The following is a 16,812-nucleotide window of genomic DNA, read 5'->3' as shown; positions in this document are numbered from 1 at the left end:
TCAGCATCGTCCCCTGATGGCACAAAATGGCCGACGGTCAGTGGTTGAACTGCCGCCTGCCATTATATGCATTGCAGGGGATAGTGTATATCAAGATCTATCCCTTAATTTCAATCCTTATTTTCTACGCGGACGCGAAGGAGCGGATTTCTTTTTAGGAGCCGCAGGTTCGCCACTCGTAGAGATTTTATCTTCATCAACGACAGCCTGACGCTCTTGGTTGGATTCGATTTGTGCTTTCATGATGTATGTCGCAACTTCCTCTTGGATGCTGGCGATCATAGCATGGAACATTTCGAAACCTTCAAATTGGTATTCACGCAATGGATCAGTACCACCATAAGCACGCAAGTGAATACCTTGACGCAATTGATCCATAGCATCAATATGATCCATCCATTTGCTGTCAACTGCACGCAGTACGATAACCTTCTCGAACTCACGTACCATTTCTTCGCCGATCATCTCTTCACGGCTGTGGTATCTGTTGGTAACCTTCTCGAAGATCATATCGACCATCTCTTCTTTTTCCTTACCCCACAGATCGTCGCGCGAAAGTGTGTTTTCCTCAAGCAGATTGTTGTTCACATACTCTGCTACTTCATCCAGTTCCCAGTTTTCAGGGATATCATCACCACAGTGAGCTTCCACTACACGCTCAATGACAGGCTTGATCATGTCGAACACAATTTCCTTGATGTTCTCTGATTCCAGCACCTCACGGCGTTGTTTGTAAATAATAGCACGTTGCTGATTCATCACGTCATCATATTGGAGAACGACTTTACGCTGATCAAAGTTATTCCCTTCGACACGTTTTTGAGCTGATTCGATAGCACGTGAAATCATACGGCTCTCGATAGGTTGATCTTCCTCAAAGCCCAAGCGCTCCATCATATTCAGTACGTTGTCTGCACCAAAACGCTTCATTAACTCATCGCCCAGCGATAAGTAAAATTGCGTGGAGCCTGGATCGCCCTGACGTCCTGCACGTCCGCGAAGCTGATTATCAATACGACGGGATTCATGCCGTTCTGTACCGATGATGTGCAAACCACCGAGTTCTGCAACGCCTTCGCCCAGTACGATGTCAGTACCACGTCCAGCCATGTTAGTAGCGATGGTAACCGCGCCAGCTTCACCTGCACGAGAAATAATCTCAGCTTCTTCGGCATGATACTTGGCGTTAAGCACTTTATGACGAACGCCTTTGCGTTTCAACATTTCAGAAAGAAGCTCGGAGTTTTCAATAGAAACCGTACCTACCAATATCGGTTGGTTCTTTTTGTTACGCTCCAGGATTTCGTCTACCACAGCATGGAATTTACCTTTCACGCTCTTGTATACTACGTCAGGCATATCTACACGCTGGTTAGGCTTATTCGTCGGAATTTGGAGCACTTCCAGACCGTAGATTTTTTTGAATTCTTCTTCTTCTGTTTTCGCTGTACCCGTCATCCCCGCCAATTTGCGGTACATACGGAAATAGTTTTGGAATGTAATTGTCGCCAGTGTCATGCTTTCGTTTTGGACAATGATGTTTTCCTTCGCTTCAATAGCTTGGTGCAAGCCATCACTGTAACGACGTCCAGCCATCAGACGACCTGTAAACTCATCGACAATCAGAACCTCACCATCAGCCACGACATAGTCCACATCCAAACGCATAATAGCGTTAGCTTTCAAGGCTTGTACGATGTGGTGATTGATTGTAACACTTTCCTGATCGTACAGGTTTTCAAGACCAAAGAAATTTTCAGCCTTGGATACGCCGTTTTCGGTCAAAGCAACTGACTTCACCTTAATATCCAGCGTGTAATCTTCTTCAACGTTCAGGCTCTTTACAAAACGATCAGCGGCAAAATACAGCTCGGTCGATTTTTGAGCTTGTCCTGAAATGATCAATGGTGTACGAGCTTCATCGACGAGAATGGAATCCACTTCATCAATGATACAGAAGTACAACGGACGCTGTACCATCTGTTCTTTGTAAAGCACCATATTATCGCGCAGATAATCGAAGCCGAACTCATTGTTTGTACCATACGTAATATCACAAGCATAAGCTTCCTGTTTGGCAGCATGATCCATATTGGCCAGGTTCAGACCTACGGTCATTCCCAAGAAATTGTAAATTTGACCCATTTCTCCGCTGTCACGTTGTGCCAAATAGTCATTGACTGTAACCACGTGCACACCTTTACCCAACAGAGCGTTCAAATAAACCGGCAGTGTTCCCACCAGTGTTTTACCTTCACCGGTTTTCATTTCGGCGATTTTTCCTTCGTGCAACGCAATACCGCCGAGCATCTGTACGTCATAGTGACGTTTGCCCAGCACCCGCTTGGACGCTTCACGAACCGTTGCAAAAGCTTCCGGCAGCACTTCTTCAGCCGTAGCACCTTGTTCAATCCGCTCTCTAAACTCCGCCGTCTTGGCTTTCAGTTCCTCATCCGAGAGCTTCTCAAAATCAGGCTCTATTTTATTGATCAGTTCAACCGTCTTCATTAAACGTTTGACGTCACGTTCATTTGTATCCCCAAAAATTTTTTTGACAATTCCTAGCATGGTTTACCCCTTTCGCGCAAAACAATTAATAGAATCAATTTCACAATAAGAAAGGGTCCATGATGAAATTGATTCCCGATATGTTTGACAGGCCCGGCTATACCAGCCCATCGTGCGATGTTCTTTGCATAAATTGTAACAGTTTGTAGGACATGCCGCAACACAAGCAGCCTGCAGATTTGCATCCGGTTAAAGATACCAAAACAATTGACGCACGAAATACACAATTGGTTACATCGATCTAAGTTTAAATTTCCATTCATGTTTACAATAAACATATAAAAGAGCCCTATCCCGCCAGGTTCGCAAGGATAAGGCTCGTGTTATTATCATTTTCCTGATATCCATGAAGCATGCTTCAATCAAAAAGTTCTATTCATTTTAAAATGCAATAAGTTCTTGCTTTACAGGCTATTCCCGTTCGATCAGACCGTATTTACCATCATTGCGTTTGTAAACTACGTTAACTTCTTCGTTATCAATGTTAGCAAATACGAAGAAATTATGTCCAATCATGTTCATTTGCAGAATAGCTTCTTCCACATCCATAGGTTTCAATAAGAAACGCTTGGTGCGGACGACTTCCAGCTCATCCAATTCTGCATCCTCATCTTCAGCAACAGCCACACCACCAGCCGGATCTTCCACAAAAAGGGTTTTTAAACTACCTTCCTGCCGGAATTTTCGGTTTAGTTTGGTCTTGTGCTTGCGAATTTGCCGTTCTAGCTTGTCTACCACGGCATCAATGGATGCATACATGTCATCGCTTTCGTCTTCGGCACGGAGTACAAGCCCCGGCAAAGGAATGGTTACTTCTACAGTGTGCAAATCTCTGGTTGTGCTTAACGTTACACTTCCATCAGACGTCGGGGGTGCATCGAAATACTTTTCAAGTCTGCTGAATTTCTTTTCAACGTAGTCCTTCAAAGCGTCGGTAACCTCGATCTGTTGACCTCGTACTGTTAAGTTCATAGGGCACGCCTCCTTTGCCTCTTCAGTATAACACATATGTTAACGCCAAGTAAAAAAGGAGATCAACATTTCGAAGATTTTTTACAATTTTCCTCATGATTCGACAAAACACTTCCCATAACGCCATTTTATGAAAAGGGTCATGTTTAAATTCAGCTCGCATACATATGTGAATAATGAAGAGATATTTAAAAAGTTACTCTGCTGGTGTCATGACAAATCCACTATTTCGAGTTCATGCTATGTATTTTATCGACTGGGGAGGGGGTTATTTGTCAGACTGAATCCGGTATAGAACCTATGCTAAAAGCAAGACCTGACTATCATGCAGGCAATTTATACGAAAGGATCATTACACCCAGCCCAGCTGGCTCTTCCCCTGCAAAAATCCTAAGACAGCTAATTGGGGAGAGATGGAAAGTAGGAAGTTAATCCATGGCTTTTATTCAGCGTTATGCAACGAATCAGACCGGGGCTATTACCTTATAGGCAATACACTCGGGCTGGCACGTTCTGCTTCGGTGGGGGGGCCGGGTACAGCGACCAGCATTGGTGCTTTCATCACGACCAATACAGCCTCTCGCTTCGGCACTTATCCATTCGGCACGACTTCTGCTTTTGCCAGTAACTCATCGACGCATTTCTTGTGCTCCCCCCGGGCAGTACCGTGCTATATGCTGAGCTTATTTGGGGAGGAAGCTATGCCAACGGCAGTACCAATGTATTGTCCAGCGCCAGCAATCCGATCACATTTCAGACGCCTGCTTTATCTACTACAGTCAGTCCCGAATCTGCAACATCGATCAACGTCACCAGTCTCAGTACCTATGTGTGAACCGCAAATGTAACAAATTTGGTCATTCAAGGCGGCGCAGGGGCATATACGGTCGGAAATGTGACGGGCACCATCACGGTTCCCGATTCTACCAACACCAATCACGCTGGATGGACGCTGGCAGTGGTGTACAATAACCCGTCTCTCCCCTTCCGTAACCTATCGCTGCGTGTAGGTGGTAAAGGAGTCAGCAGCGCTACTGGCTCGGTCAACGTGGTAATAAGCGGGTTTGCCACGCCTGTACAGGGGACTTTGCGCGGCAGGGCGTTAATTAGCGCCCAAGAGGGTGACGTAGATATCACCGGGGATCGTGCGTTGTTTGGACCTACCACATCCAACTTAACTGCGCTGTCTGGGCCCAACAATTTTTCGACTAATTTTTTTGCGTCCCAAATTAACGGGGATGACGGCACATTGGTCACGACGGGGACCTTCGGTACCACTAATACAGTTAATGTCTCTGTGTCTGCACCTAATATTCAGGTGACTAAAACATCCAATCTGGCAGCTGCTGTAGTTGGAGATACGATCAGATATACACTAAGCATTACGAATAACGGTGTGGATTCCGTCACAGATACCGTTGTGACCGATACAATCCCAGCAGGTACTTCCTTCGTTCCGGGTAGTGTCCTTATCGACGGTGTACCTTTCCCTAACACCTCGCCAACTGCTGGAATTGCCATTGGAAATGTCGCACCTGGAAATACATTTATCGTGAGTTTCCAAACTTCTGTCCAAAGCTTGCCGCAAACATCTCCACAGACCATAAGGAGGCCCAAGCAGGGGAAAACCTGACCTACACGGTACTCCATAATAACTTTGGCAACATTGCTTCAGAAGTTATTTTTCAAAATTTTGTCCCTGCCGGAACCCTGTACATTCCTGACAGCCTCCAGTTGAACGCTCAAACGTTTGCAGAAGCCAACCCTGCTGCGGAGTTAGTCTTGGATCTGTGGAACCTGGTCAGTCATTGACCCTGGCTTATCAGGTAACTGTATCCGAGACACCTCCATCTGGCTACATCGTAAATCAGGCTGCCTTTACCTACTCATTTACATTGCCTAGAGGAAGAATCGTACCGGGCACATTGACTACAAATACCGTGACGATCCCAGTGGTATTCCCACTGCTCGAATTTGTGAAACAGGTAAACACCTATGACGCCTCTGTAGGAGACACTCTTACCTTCACCCTTCAGATTACAAATAAAGGAGGAGTCTCGGCGTAGTTTCCGTTGTTTACGGACCTGTTGCCGCATGGACTTGTTTATGTACCCAACAGCCTGACTATCCAAGAGAAAGCACAGCCAGGCGCAAATCCCGGCACTGGTATTACGCTCCCGGATATTGCACCAGGGGAGACGCTTACGCTTACGCTCCAGGCACAAATTCGTGAAGCACCTGCAGATGGAACATTCAGCAACCAGGCTACCATCGAATATACCTCACGTCGTAGTGGTGGAGAGACCTTGAAGGAAACCATCCAAACTAATACCGTAGATTTGACTGTCATCGCAGCTATTCCTAAACTTACACTTAGCTCCAGCGCTTTGCGTGTCGCGCAAGAAGATACCCTGTCCTTTACACTCCAGGTGGAAAACATCGGAAATATTCCATTGGAAGAACTATTGCTCACAGCACCATTCTCAGCCGAAGATTTCCTTGTACTGAGAACTGTCACCGTGAACTCAGTACCGCTTCCACATCCTAATTTGCTCCAAGGTATCCCATTAGGCCAGCTTGATCCTGACCACAAAGCCGTCATCGTCTTCTCATTCGATATCGAATCTGCACTCCGTGCGTATCTGATCGCTCAGGCCATCCTGCGCTATCAATTCCGTTATCCAGACGGACGCGTAGAGAAACAATCTGCCTCCTCCAATACCATTTTTGTGGAGATGGCTGACTTTGACGGTTCTCTAGAGTAAAACATTTTGTTATACTGAGCTCCTTACCCGATGGTAAGGGGCTTTTTTATGTATGTAGAAAACATAAAAAAGCCCTGGAATATATTCCAGGGCAGTTGCTAGCGCGTTATCCATTGCTAACCATCTTACCAATTATGTAGGTCGGCTATGCCGGGGATGATTATAATTTGGTTACGTTAGCGGCTTGTGGTCCACGTGCGCCTTCGACGATGTCGAACTCCACGTCTTGTCCTTCTTCAAGTGTTTTGAAGCCTTCTGTTTGAATTGCGGAAAAATGTACAAATACGTCGCCGCCGTCAGCCGTTTCGATGAAACCATAACCTTTTTCTGCGTTAAACCATTTTACTTTACCTTGCATGCACTAACATTCCCTTCGTCATCAAATGAAGTGAAGCTCTCGCCCACATTTTTGACTATACCACCCAAAGTTATCCATTGTCAATTGGAATTGATAATGTTTTCATGTATAGTTATTCCATATATAATACAATGGGTAAATAGTCAATAACTTTGTTACTTGTTCATTAGAACTTGAACCAAGCCAGACTTACTAATCATGTTTTAAACTACATTTTAGAGTCTGAAACGATGAATTGATAGATTTTTTTTGCTTTTGAGGGTTCTTTTCTTTATTTAGAAACTATTTAAATGTTCAAAAAGCCCTCGTCCACACAATAAAGCGTGTTAGACGAGAGCTTCTTGAATTTATTTTCTACGATCCATCAAAAAGCTATCAGGCGTATAGTTAGATTCATAAGCATTGCGTTGAGATTTGGCTATATTTCTTTGGACAAGCCAATTTTGGGCTTCCTGTTTTAGCGATTGCATACGCTGATCAATTAACGCATCATAGCCTAGAATAGACTCTAACTTCATTTTTTGTTCTTCTGTCATTGATGAATTCCCCAAGGCATTTACCAGTTGATCTACCTTCATTTGACGAACTTCGACAAAAATTTCAACTTCCTCGTAATTTGTCTCATTCAGTCGAAGTATGAATTGTTGGGTTAGTTGCTCCAATTGGATTAAAGCTTCATTTATCATAGCTTACTGTTCCGTTGACAATGACATACCTGCGGTTAGCTTGTTCACTGTAACCCAAGTTTCCCGCAATTCTTGCAGATAGCCCAGCACTTCTTCACCTGATTCAATCTTTTTCTTGATATTCGTTTGAATTAATAAATAATTCATATACTCGTATAAAGCATACAAATTTTTGGAAATATCATAGGAGTAGTTTAACGTAGACATTAACTCACTAATAATGCTTTGTGCTTTGCCCAGGTTTATGTTTGTTTTAGCAATGTCATTCGATGATATTCCATCAAGACCAGCCTTTACAAAGCGAATGGCACCATCATATAACATTATAATGAGCTGCCCTGGAGTAGATGTCTGCACCGAAGACTGTTTATATTTTTCATAAGGAGATGAGATCAAACGAATCACCCTTTTCTAAACTATTGTAAAAAGCTTGTCAAACTGGACGACTGCGACTGGTACTTGCTCATAGCCTTTTCCATAGCCGAAAACTGCTTATAATAGCGTGTTTCTGCATCAGCAAGTTTTTTGGTCATCTCTTTAATATCGCTGTTATAGTTTTTAAGCTGCTTTCCCATTATACTGTCAGCCTTTAAGGTCATACTAGCATTTGTATCGAATTTTGATGTACCTGCTTTTTTTACAAACATATCTAACGTAGTATCAAGCTTACTTCTCAACTCGCTAAAGATGGGCTTGCTGTTTATATCAGCAGACGACCCTTTGAATATATTCATAACCTTATCAGGATCTGTTGTCAAAGCTGCCTTCAGTTTCTCTTCATTAATTTGTAATTTACCATTCTCGTAATATTGGCCTGTTGTAATACCAATTGAACTCAAATCGCCTAATTTACTAGAAATAGTCATTCGCATAGAAGACACAGCAGAACTTAAAATCGTGTCATTTTTGAGGAGACCACTTTTCGCCTTTTCTTCCCACTGCTTAATTTCATCTTCCTTCATGTCTTTCCTTTGATCGGCTGTCAGTGGAGGGAAATCGCGATACTTTTGTTCACTTAGTTTCGTATTGAATGTACTTAATAGGTCATTATAAGTATCCACAAAAGATTTAATGCTCTCCATAGCTTTTGTTGGATCTGACTGGGTTGTGATTTTAGCTGGTCCAGTAGTTCCCGTGGTCTCTAACAGAGTCAGCGACACTCCATTAACGACAAGGGAGTTGTTATCAGGATTATAAGTTTTGGAACTCGAATCTGCAGTATTCGTTACTATAACTTCCCCTTTTTCAGCCGCCTTTACATCTGTAGAACTAATTTGGAATAAATCCATGAGCGTACTGCTTTTAACCTGCTTATCAGCACCAGTTAATTTAATATTATTCTTATCCCCATAAGCTTTGGCTGTAATAGAGAACTTGCCGCTGATTTCATCAAAGTTTGCTGTCACGTTTGCCCCTTCTGAATTGATACGGGCCATCACTGCAGTTATTGTATCAGTTTTAAGAAAAGTGATTGTTTTGTCATTGATATTTAACTCATAAGTATCAGACGCGCTGCCACCTGCAATTTGCTCCAATGTTGTATTTTTAGTAGTATCTGCTGTACTGCTGCCCGCTGTACGTAGACCTGTAGAGGTCTGCATATTGGACTTTGTTGCTAACTTGTTAACGACTACAGACATAGGTGTAGAGCTAGCATCAGCATTAGCCTCCGCTTTAATAGCCGTTGTATTACCAGTTAACGTAGCCTTCTGAGTGTTCATTTTGTCAGACTTAGTCATTAAATCGCGCAACTTATCGCTAAACTGAACGATCTTAGTATTTAATTCACGGTAACTATCACGCGTCCACTCTAATGTCTGCTTCTGCTGATTCAGCTTGTTTAACGGGGTTTTCTTGGCAGTCATTAAAGATGTAACCATGCTATCTATATCCATTCCTGAAAAACCATTTATACGCATCTAATTGCCTCCTTATACTTTTTCATCTATGAGAATTCCTGCAATCTCCATCATCTTTGCTACTAAATCAAGCGTCTTTTCAGGAGGAATCTCCCGAATCAATTCTCCTGTGTCTTTATTGAGAACTTTGACCAAGATCTGATGTGTTTTTTCATGCACACTCATTTCCAACGTGGTTGTGGGTCCCTGAAGAGCTTTAACAGCTCTATCTATTGCCTTAATAAGTTGCTCATCCCCCATGGAGAATGAAACTCCCTGTCTTTCAAGTTTGCTTAATTCTGAACCACTTCTTACGGCTTGGATTAGTTGGTTATCCTGATGAGCTACAGCCTCGCTATGTTGACTTATCCCGCTTGTATTACCACTCACCACATTTGTCGAAAGAGAGAATTGCAGATTCATCTCACAACCTCCGATGGGATTATTTATTATATTTATCGGCTACTATTTCTTGCTTATGAAGAGCATAAAAGAAATATATAAAACATACTATTAACCAACAATAAGGATGCACATTTATACAGACTCATAGACGCATTACATGGATTTTACTTTTGTTAGGTTGTGCCTCTTTAATTAGTTCATCGCAAAGGGGGTAGGCTTCAATTTTGTCTGATCATCCAAAGCCAATTGATTCTGAACATAAATGGCTATAAACAGAAGGCTGTCAGGAATCAAAATTGGTGTGTGGCTAAGCCAAGATAAGGTTCTTTCTGACTACTGGACAAGGGTTTTATTACATTTTTTATGATACATTGATGCCATCTAGGTTAGAGATTGCCCTTACACAAAAAGGTAAATAAGATATTTGTCTTACCAAATAATCTTTCCAGCCAAACAGGAACATAACACATGTATCTCGTTTTAAACGGTCTTATAGTGACCGCACGAGGCGCGATCCATAAAGATGAACGATCTTTCTCGTATATAGGAGCAGAATTTTAGATATCGTGCAGTTATAGAAGCCATCCAGCTTTTGTGTTAGAAGGGAATATACAGATCGACGGGATGAATCAAACCTATGCCCACAAGCATAGGTTTGATAATGGTGACATTAATAATAACAAATAGAAGCTCTTTCGTTCGAACTCAAGGAAACTCTACGAGTTGATTCGTATTTCACTTTTTTCCATTCCCTTTTCCTCATACAGAGAAGCAATTCAGTGTCGCACGATGGCGTTAACTTTATTCAGCAGCTCGACAGCTTTCGTACGGAAACATTTCGTTGTAGCAGTCATTTTCACCTCACGATGTACTCATCATCATTCAATAATGCATTGACATTCCGATGTTGGTTAAGTAGTCACCGACTGTAGCATGATTGGGTAATATGACAATCAGAGAGATAATGATTTCTCCTTTGTTTGAAAATATGTGAATATATCTTTAACAGATGGAGATCGCTTTATACCTATATAGATGATTGGAGGTAATTTTACAATTAACTTATTTAAGCACCATTACTACATTTTCCACGAAATCTAAAGTAAATAACTCTTTTAAATCTGATAAAACAAGGTCACCATCTACTGATAAAGTATAAAATTCCCAGCCATAAATCATACGAAGTTTATTCAAAAATTCGTAAAAGTCATACCACTCTTCGCCTATTCTTAGTTTATTTAGCTCAAATACAATACTTCCTATCATTTTGTTCTTTAAATTATTTTCCAAGCCTAAAAACGCTTGATACTCTGCTCCTTCTATATCAATTTTCAGTATATTAACAAATCCAATGTCTTCAATCCGCATACTCAATGGTTCTGTTTCCGCCATTACTTTTTCTATTTCATCATTTTTGAATATATTGAAGTATTCTCCATTTTGTTCAATTAAAGACCCATTACCATTAAAGCGTTTAGACATATAAAATAGAATTTCTCCATATGAAGAGTAGACTCCTTTATTGAGACACTTTACATGTGTATGTAAATTATTTACAGAAATATTATCCAATAAAAGTTTATGGACTTTAGGATTAACTTCATAGGATAAGACTCTTCCTGATGTTCCGACTAAATACCCAGCTAGAACACTGAAATAACCGATGTTTGCGCCAGCATCAATAAAAGTATTACCTTGATGCAAATTTTTTATTAAAAAAATTAGTCAACGGTACATCGAATACACCATTAATCAATAAATTAGGAGTCAAGCTAAAATCATCTCCATAAGTATAAAGCATGCCCTTCCAAACTGTAGAAATTAATAGTTTATTGTCGCCAATGTATGCACCATGCATCTTAACCACTTCTAAAATTTTATCCAATTTCTGTCAAGCATATTAAATGAATTCCTAGATGATATAGCTTTCAAGTTATCAATTGGTTCAATATAATCTGGCTTTATATTTAGAGCAGACAAAAAGTGATGGTAAGCTAATTCTATTTCCCCCAAATAAACTAGCGCTTCGCCGATATAATTCTCTACCAGATGGTTTTTCTTATCAACTGCATATAAATACTCTAAGGCTTCATCTGGTTTTCCATTAATTAATTTCGCAATGGCATATATTAAATGTTTAGACTTTAAATTCTCGCTTCGGTTAATTGCACTTAAAATATGCTTTTCTCCATCAATATACATTCCTCTATTAAATAATAAAAGCGCTAGGATGGCCGAAGCTGTTGCTTCATTCTCATTATCATCATTTCTATTCCATTCTACTTCAGGAACCAGTTCTTTGATGTCATGATTTTGAATGAATTTTTGGACATGCAAATACAAAACATCATAATTTCCTTGATTAGTAGTATTAGTTAGATGCTTTCTGTAAATGTAAAGAGGCTCGGGAATATGGATAGAAGATTCGCAAATTTTTAATAATTCATAAATAAAATTTGTATCTTCTCCTATCTGTAAACTTAAATCATATTTCAAATCGCCAACTAGCTGTCTCCTGAACATTACACTCCCACCATTTATAGGAGTCCCAATCTTTAAAAAAAACCTGTTTAGGTTACTTTTATCAATATTCCTGGCATGCCAATATCCAATAGGGTAATTATTTTGATCAATTAACATCATATCAGAATGAACAATACCCACACCTTTCTTAAATTGCTCCTTTAAGGAACTAAAACGGTTGGGCATAGATATATCATCTGAATCCTGAAAAGCAATGTAGTCCCCTCTCGCCATCTCAAGCGCTTTATTCCTTGCATTTGCTGCACCTAGATTTTTTTGTTTAAAGTATCTAATTCTAGGGTCATTAAAATTCAAAATTATATTTTCACTAGCATCAGTTGATCCATCATTAATAACAATCAGTTCAAAATCCTGCTCAGATTGATTCAAGACACTTTGAATTGATTCTTTTAAATACGGTGCAGAATTATATACAGGCATTATCACGCTAATCAATTAGTTTTTCATCTCCTTAAACAATTTCTAAACTATCAATTAACCATTTATTATTTTGTAAAAGCAATGTAGTTTCTCCCCTAAATTTATCATGAAAAGGTTCTCCATTACTTATGCCATCATTTATAAGATCAAATTTTACATTGAGTATTCCAATTTCACTACTTTGATTACTATCAATCCTAAAATTTGATACAGTTGCTTTGACAATTACTTTTTTCTTAATATTCTCATTCAATTCATCTTCCATTTTCTTAGATAGCAAATCTCCGTATTCTTTTGTGAAACTTTTTTTCCAATCAGGATGATAGCCTTTCTTATAATGAAAAGAGCCTAGCAATTCTATCCCATTTTTAACTGTGAAAAAAACACCTTCATTAAAAGCTCTTGTTTTAAATTTTTCGACCTTCTGTAAATCCTCTTCTCGGTATATATGAAACGCAGGGAAATGTGTATCTACGAAAAGTGAGATTCCTAATGCAGATGCTCTAATGCAAAAATGTCGATCTTCACCCCAAAAAGAAACATTTTTGATTTCTTTAAAATTCACACCCTTTTCAATAGCTGACTTACTTATAAGTGTACAGGCTCCTAATCCCCCAACTTCGTAAACGCCAGGTACTCTCAGCTTTCTAATAAATTCAGATTCTCTTTTCGCTATCTCTTCTTGGGAAAGTTGCTCACTACGGTTTTTGTACGACATATTATATTGATCAGTCAACCAAACCTGCGGGAGTTCCGGAGAATCAGGATGCCACTTTGTCCAAAAAATTTCTGATACTATTTCTTTTTCTGTATTTTTTAATTGTTCAATTGTGCGAGGATGAAGCACAATATCAGAATCTACAAAAAATAAGTAATCATAATTATATTCTAGTGCTATTTGAATAATAATATCCTTGAGTTGCGCCACCTTCCATATTAATTGCTCGTCCCAAGAATGTGTGATTTCATTACGAAAATAATAATCCGTGCTACTGTTTTTATGGATCATTACATTAGCTGTAGATTCAGAAAATTCCAAAAGGATTTTACTGGATAAAGGATTGTCGTTATCGTCAATAAAGAGATAACTAAGCTCGATTGTTTCCTGTTCAAGTTCCCTAAGTGATTCAAGAAATTCTTTTAGTATAGATGGATTTTGCCGGATAGGACTTCCAACAAGCACTTTTTTCTTTTTCATTTATTTTTCCTCATTCCTACTTATTTTTGGAATTCTCAAAAATTCACCATAAATCCGAAATATTTAAACCTTTCCAATGAAGGTCCTTCATGATCGCTTTTTCCAATATTCTAATCTAGTAACTACGAGAAAGGGGAAATCTCAATTTAATGCTCTCTTTGATTTTATAAACATCCATTTTATCACCAGTCTTTTCCGATAATGCATATGCCCTTTCATATGAGCTATAATCAGGACAGAGATCTAGCAATTTAGCATAAAAAAGCTGAGCATCTTGCAAATATTCAGAACTGAGACAGACATCACCTAATAATTCAACAACCCTTACATTCCTTGGATATTGTTCAAAAAGTTTAACTAATAGATCGATAGCTATCTCGCTGAAGCCATAGGACACAAGATGCTCACAAGCTTTAACTTTTGCATCAACGCCACCTTGCCACAAATAATCGAGTATCTTTTCAAATATATCAAACTCCTGTAATCGAATTAGGTGTATTATTGCCCTCTCTAATATATTCTCTAGATGGGGTGTTAACTTAACATCTCCTGAAGGTTCATTCACTATGATTTTATATAGATTTTTTTGTTCCTTTTGACTTAGATTAAGTAGTGTTTTGGCCCTTCCAAATAGAGTTTCATTTTTGAGGATAATAGATAATAATAAGATGTCCTCTCCGTTTTGCTTATCAACATCCATGATTTCCAACCATAAGGCTTGCGCTGCATCGTAATCCCTGGCGTATTGCCGTGCAACAGCCATTACATTATCTTGAATAGTCACGTTATACTCTGTCAGATATCTTTGCAATAGAGGATGTCTCAGCTGATACATCACTTCTAACATTTTTTCTAGCTGTCCACTATTTGATATCGGATACAACTGGTTTGTACTTAGGAATACTTCTTCTAATGGAACATTTGCTTTCTCTAAAATTCTAAAATATTTCCCCATAACCGGTACAAAATCATTTTTCAGTTTGAATGCTTCTAAAATATGTTCATAGCTCTTCACCAAATCGTTGCGTGATTCATACCATTCAGCGAGTCTGAAATGTGCAATATAGCTGCCATTTCCTTCTGTGAATGTGATACCTTGATCGCCAATTTCAAGGCATTTAGTCATCGTCACTATCGCATCTCTGTAGTACCCGATTTCCATAAAATAAAGTCCTTGTAGGTGAAGTAAGTCTACTTCATTCGGATAAACAATCGTTGCTTCTTGTAGAATTTGTAGAGCTTCATCGTATCTCTTCATTTCCCCTAAGCTACGACATAAAGTTATAACTAAATCCGGAGCAATTGTTAAGTTTTTACTCATCGGATAAGCCCTCTGTAGGAAGGGGATTGCTTTTTCATATTTACCAACCCACATGTAAGTTCTACCCATATTAAATAGGTTGTACACCGTCGGATTTTCTTCAACTTCCTTCAGCATTAGGGGGAGATTTCTTTTGGCTTTTTCCCTTCCCTCCATCATCTCATCTGTATAGCCAGTGTGCATAATAATAAGCCCAGCTTGTCCGCTTTTAAAATCTATTCCTTCGTCCATAATATTCAAATGTTCGTGAAGACGGTTCTGATAATATAGTTCTTTATTATTCGAAAAAATTCGGATAGCTAAATGATTTAAGGCACGATCAAATGACATAATATTGTGTATTTTTGTGAAATAGTAGTCTGCACCTGAAGCGATTTCTTTTTGTAAATCAGCAGATTCTTCTAAGTACTCGTCTGCGTCTAGCACTAAAATATATTCTGTAGTGGCATATTTAATGGACTCATTTCTGGCAGCTGCAAAATTATTAGTCCAATCCATATGGTATACTTCATTAGTATATTCTTTAGCGATATTAACAGTTTCATCTGTTGAACCTGTATCTACAATTACTATCTGGTTTACTTTATCCTTTACGCTATCGAGGCATCTTCTAAGGTACTCTTGCTCATTTTTCACAATCATACATAAAGCGATGGTTTTCATCATGTATTCCTTTCATTTCGCATTTACGAATCAGTTTAGTATATATATCGGCTACTTTATAATCATAAGTTAGACTAGACTGATAAAATATGAGGACGAATATGATTCCTTATATGTAAAATATAAACACAAAAAAAACTACTGAGAAAGATCTCAGCAGTTTTATAAGAAAAATGATTAACGAAGCAATTGAAGAACAGCTTGCGGTTGTTGGTTTGCTTGGGCCAACATAGCTTGGGAAGCTTGAGCAAGAATGTTGTTTTTTGTTTGGTTCATCATTTCTTTAGCCATGTCTACGTCACGAACACGGGATTCAGCAGCAGACAGGTTCTCAGAGGTGGTTCCCAGGTTGTTGATTGTGTGCTCCAAACGGTTTTGGTTTGCACCCAGTTTAGCACGCTCGGAAGATACCGATTTAATAGCCGCATCCAAAGTTGAAATTGCAGCGTTAGCACCTGTTTGACTGGAGATAGAAACAGCAGAAATACCCAATGATGCAGCACTCATATTACCAATAGCCAAAGAAATTGATTGATTTGTATTAGCACCAATGTGGAATACCGCACCACTGATATCGCCATTCAGCAATTTTTTAGTATTGAACTCAGTATCAGTGGAGATACGAGTCACTTCTTTAGTCAACTCAACTACTTCTTTTTGAAGCTCAGCGCGGTCGTCATCAGTATTCGTATCATTCGCAGATTGTACAGCCAGTTCACGAACACGTTGCAGGATGCTGTGTGTTTCGTTCAGTGCGCCTTCAGCTGTTTGGATCAAAGAAATGCCATCTTGAGCATTTTTGGAAGCCATATCCAAACCACGGATTTGACCACGCATTTTTTCGGAAATTGCCAAACCAGCAGCATCGTCACCAGCACGGTTGATACGAAGACCAGAAGACAGCTTTTCGATCGCTTTGTTTGTGTTAGTAGTGTTTGCATTCAATTGACGGTGCGTGTTCATTGCAGCGATATTGTGATTGATAATCATTTTAAATTTCCTCCCTGAAGGTAA

The 16,812-nt window shown here is 39.6% G+C and carries 13 protein-coding genes and 1 pseudogene; 2 read left to right on the top strand and 12 right to left on the bottom strand.

The features are described 5' to 3' along the window. Positions 1 to 117: 117 nt before the first annotated feature. A complete protein-coding gene (secA, locus tag ACXHJ2_RS00485) occupies positions 118 to 2,568 on the bottom strand; it encodes a preprotein translocase subunit SecA (protein ID WP_013373368.1) in 2,451 nt (816 codons plus the stop codon). Positions 2,569 to 2,979: 411 nt separating this feature from the next. Then, the gene (hpf, locus tag ACXHJ2_RS00480; protein ID WP_016324800.1) at positions 2,980 to 3,540 is read right to left on the bottom strand and encodes a ribosome hibernation-promoting factor, HPF/YfiA family; all 561 of its coding nucleotides are present in this window, start codon (positions 3,538 to 3,540) and stop codon (positions 2,980 to 2,982) included. 667 nt (positions 3,541 to 4,207) lie between these two features. Between hpf and ACXHJ2_RS00475 the strand changes: the two genes are divergently transcribed. Both ACXHJ2_RS00475 and ACXHJ2_RS00470 read left to right on the top strand, forming a co-directional pair. Next, a complete protein-coding gene (locus ACXHJ2_RS00475; protein WP_238791352.1) occupies positions 4,208 to 4,375 on the top strand; it encodes a hypothetical protein in 168 nt (55 codons plus the stop codon). A gap of 438 nt (positions 4,376 to 4,813) precedes the next feature. Then, positions 4,814 to 6,305 (top strand): annotated as a pseudogene (locus ACXHJ2_RS00470) (adhesin); the annotation flags it as partial. Between the two features lie 160 nt (positions 6,306 to 6,465). On the opposite strand, the gene ACXHJ2_RS00465 reads toward ACXHJ2_RS00470, so the two are convergent. From ACXHJ2_RS00465 to ACXHJ2_RS00420, 10 genes are all read right to left on the bottom strand, one after another. Then, complete coding sequence (locus ACXHJ2_RS00465; RefSeq protein ID WP_013373372.1) at positions 6,466 to 6,663, bottom strand: cold shock domain-containing protein; 198 nt, start codon at positions 6,661 to 6,663, stop codon at positions 6,466 to 6,468. Positions 6,664 to 7,010: 347 nt separating this feature from the next. Then, the gene (locus ACXHJ2_RS00460; protein WP_457874473.1) at positions 7,011 to 7,325 is read right to left on the bottom strand and encodes a hypothetical protein; all 315 of its coding nucleotides are present in this window, start codon (positions 7,323 to 7,325) and stop codon (positions 7,011 to 7,013) included. A 27-nt stretch (positions 7,326 to 7,352) separates the two neighbouring features. Beyond that, on the bottom strand, positions 7,353 to 7,745 hold the full coding sequence (gene fliS / locus ACXHJ2_RS00455) for a flagellar export chaperone FliS (RefSeq protein ID WP_040102738.1): 393 nt from the start codon (positions 7,743 to 7,745) through the stop codon (positions 7,353 to 7,355). 20 nt (positions 7,746 to 7,765) lie between these two features. Continuing rightward, positions 7,766 to 9,268, bottom strand: coding sequence for a flagellar filament capping protein FliD (gene fliD, locus ACXHJ2_RS00450; RefSeq protein WP_165079733.1), 1,503 nt, complete (start codon positions 9,266 to 9,268; stop codon positions 7,766 to 7,768). 12 nt (positions 9,269 to 9,280) lie between these two features. Further along, a complete protein-coding gene (locus ACXHJ2_RS00445) occupies positions 9,281 to 9,670 on the bottom strand; it encodes a flagellar protein FlaG (RefSeq protein ID WP_165079734.1) in 390 nt (129 codons plus the stop codon). A 1,044-nt stretch (positions 9,671 to 10,714) separates the two neighbouring features. Then, complete coding sequence (locus tag ACXHJ2_RS00440; protein WP_165079735.1) at positions 10,715 to 11,356, bottom strand: FkbM family methyltransferase; 642 nt, start codon at positions 11,354 to 11,356, stop codon at positions 10,715 to 10,717. A gap of 165 nt (positions 11,357 to 11,521) precedes the next feature. Further along, positions 11,522 to 12,622 carry a glycosyltransferase gene (locus ACXHJ2_RS00435; RefSeq protein ID WP_238791005.1) on the bottom strand — a complete coding sequence of 367 codons (1,101 nt, stop codon included), beginning with the start codon at positions 12,620 to 12,622 and terminating at the stop codon, positions 11,522 to 11,524. Positions 12,623 to 12,647: 25 nt separating this feature from the next. Then, complete coding sequence (locus ACXHJ2_RS00430; RefSeq protein WP_165079737.1) at positions 12,648 to 13,814, bottom strand: glycosyltransferase family A protein; 1,167 nt, start codon at positions 13,812 to 13,814, stop codon at positions 12,648 to 12,650. Positions 13,815 to 13,929: 115 nt separating this feature from the next. Then, on the bottom strand, positions 13,930 to 15,801 hold the full coding sequence (locus ACXHJ2_RS00425) for a glycosyltransferase (RefSeq protein ID WP_165079738.1): 1,872 nt from the start codon (positions 15,799 to 15,801) through the stop codon (positions 13,930 to 13,932). A gap of 174 nt (positions 15,802 to 15,975) precedes the next feature. Next, the gene (locus ACXHJ2_RS00420) at positions 15,976 to 16,788 is read right to left on the bottom strand and encodes a flagellin N-terminal helical domain-containing protein (RefSeq protein ID WP_165079739.1); all 813 of its coding nucleotides are present in this window, start codon (positions 16,786 to 16,788) and stop codon (positions 15,976 to 15,978) included. Positions 16,789 to 16,812: the final 24 nt, after the last annotated feature.

Source organism: Paenibacillus sp. ALE3 (assembly GCF_054113405.1).
This window is presented reverse-complemented; position numbering and strand designations above follow the sequence as displayed.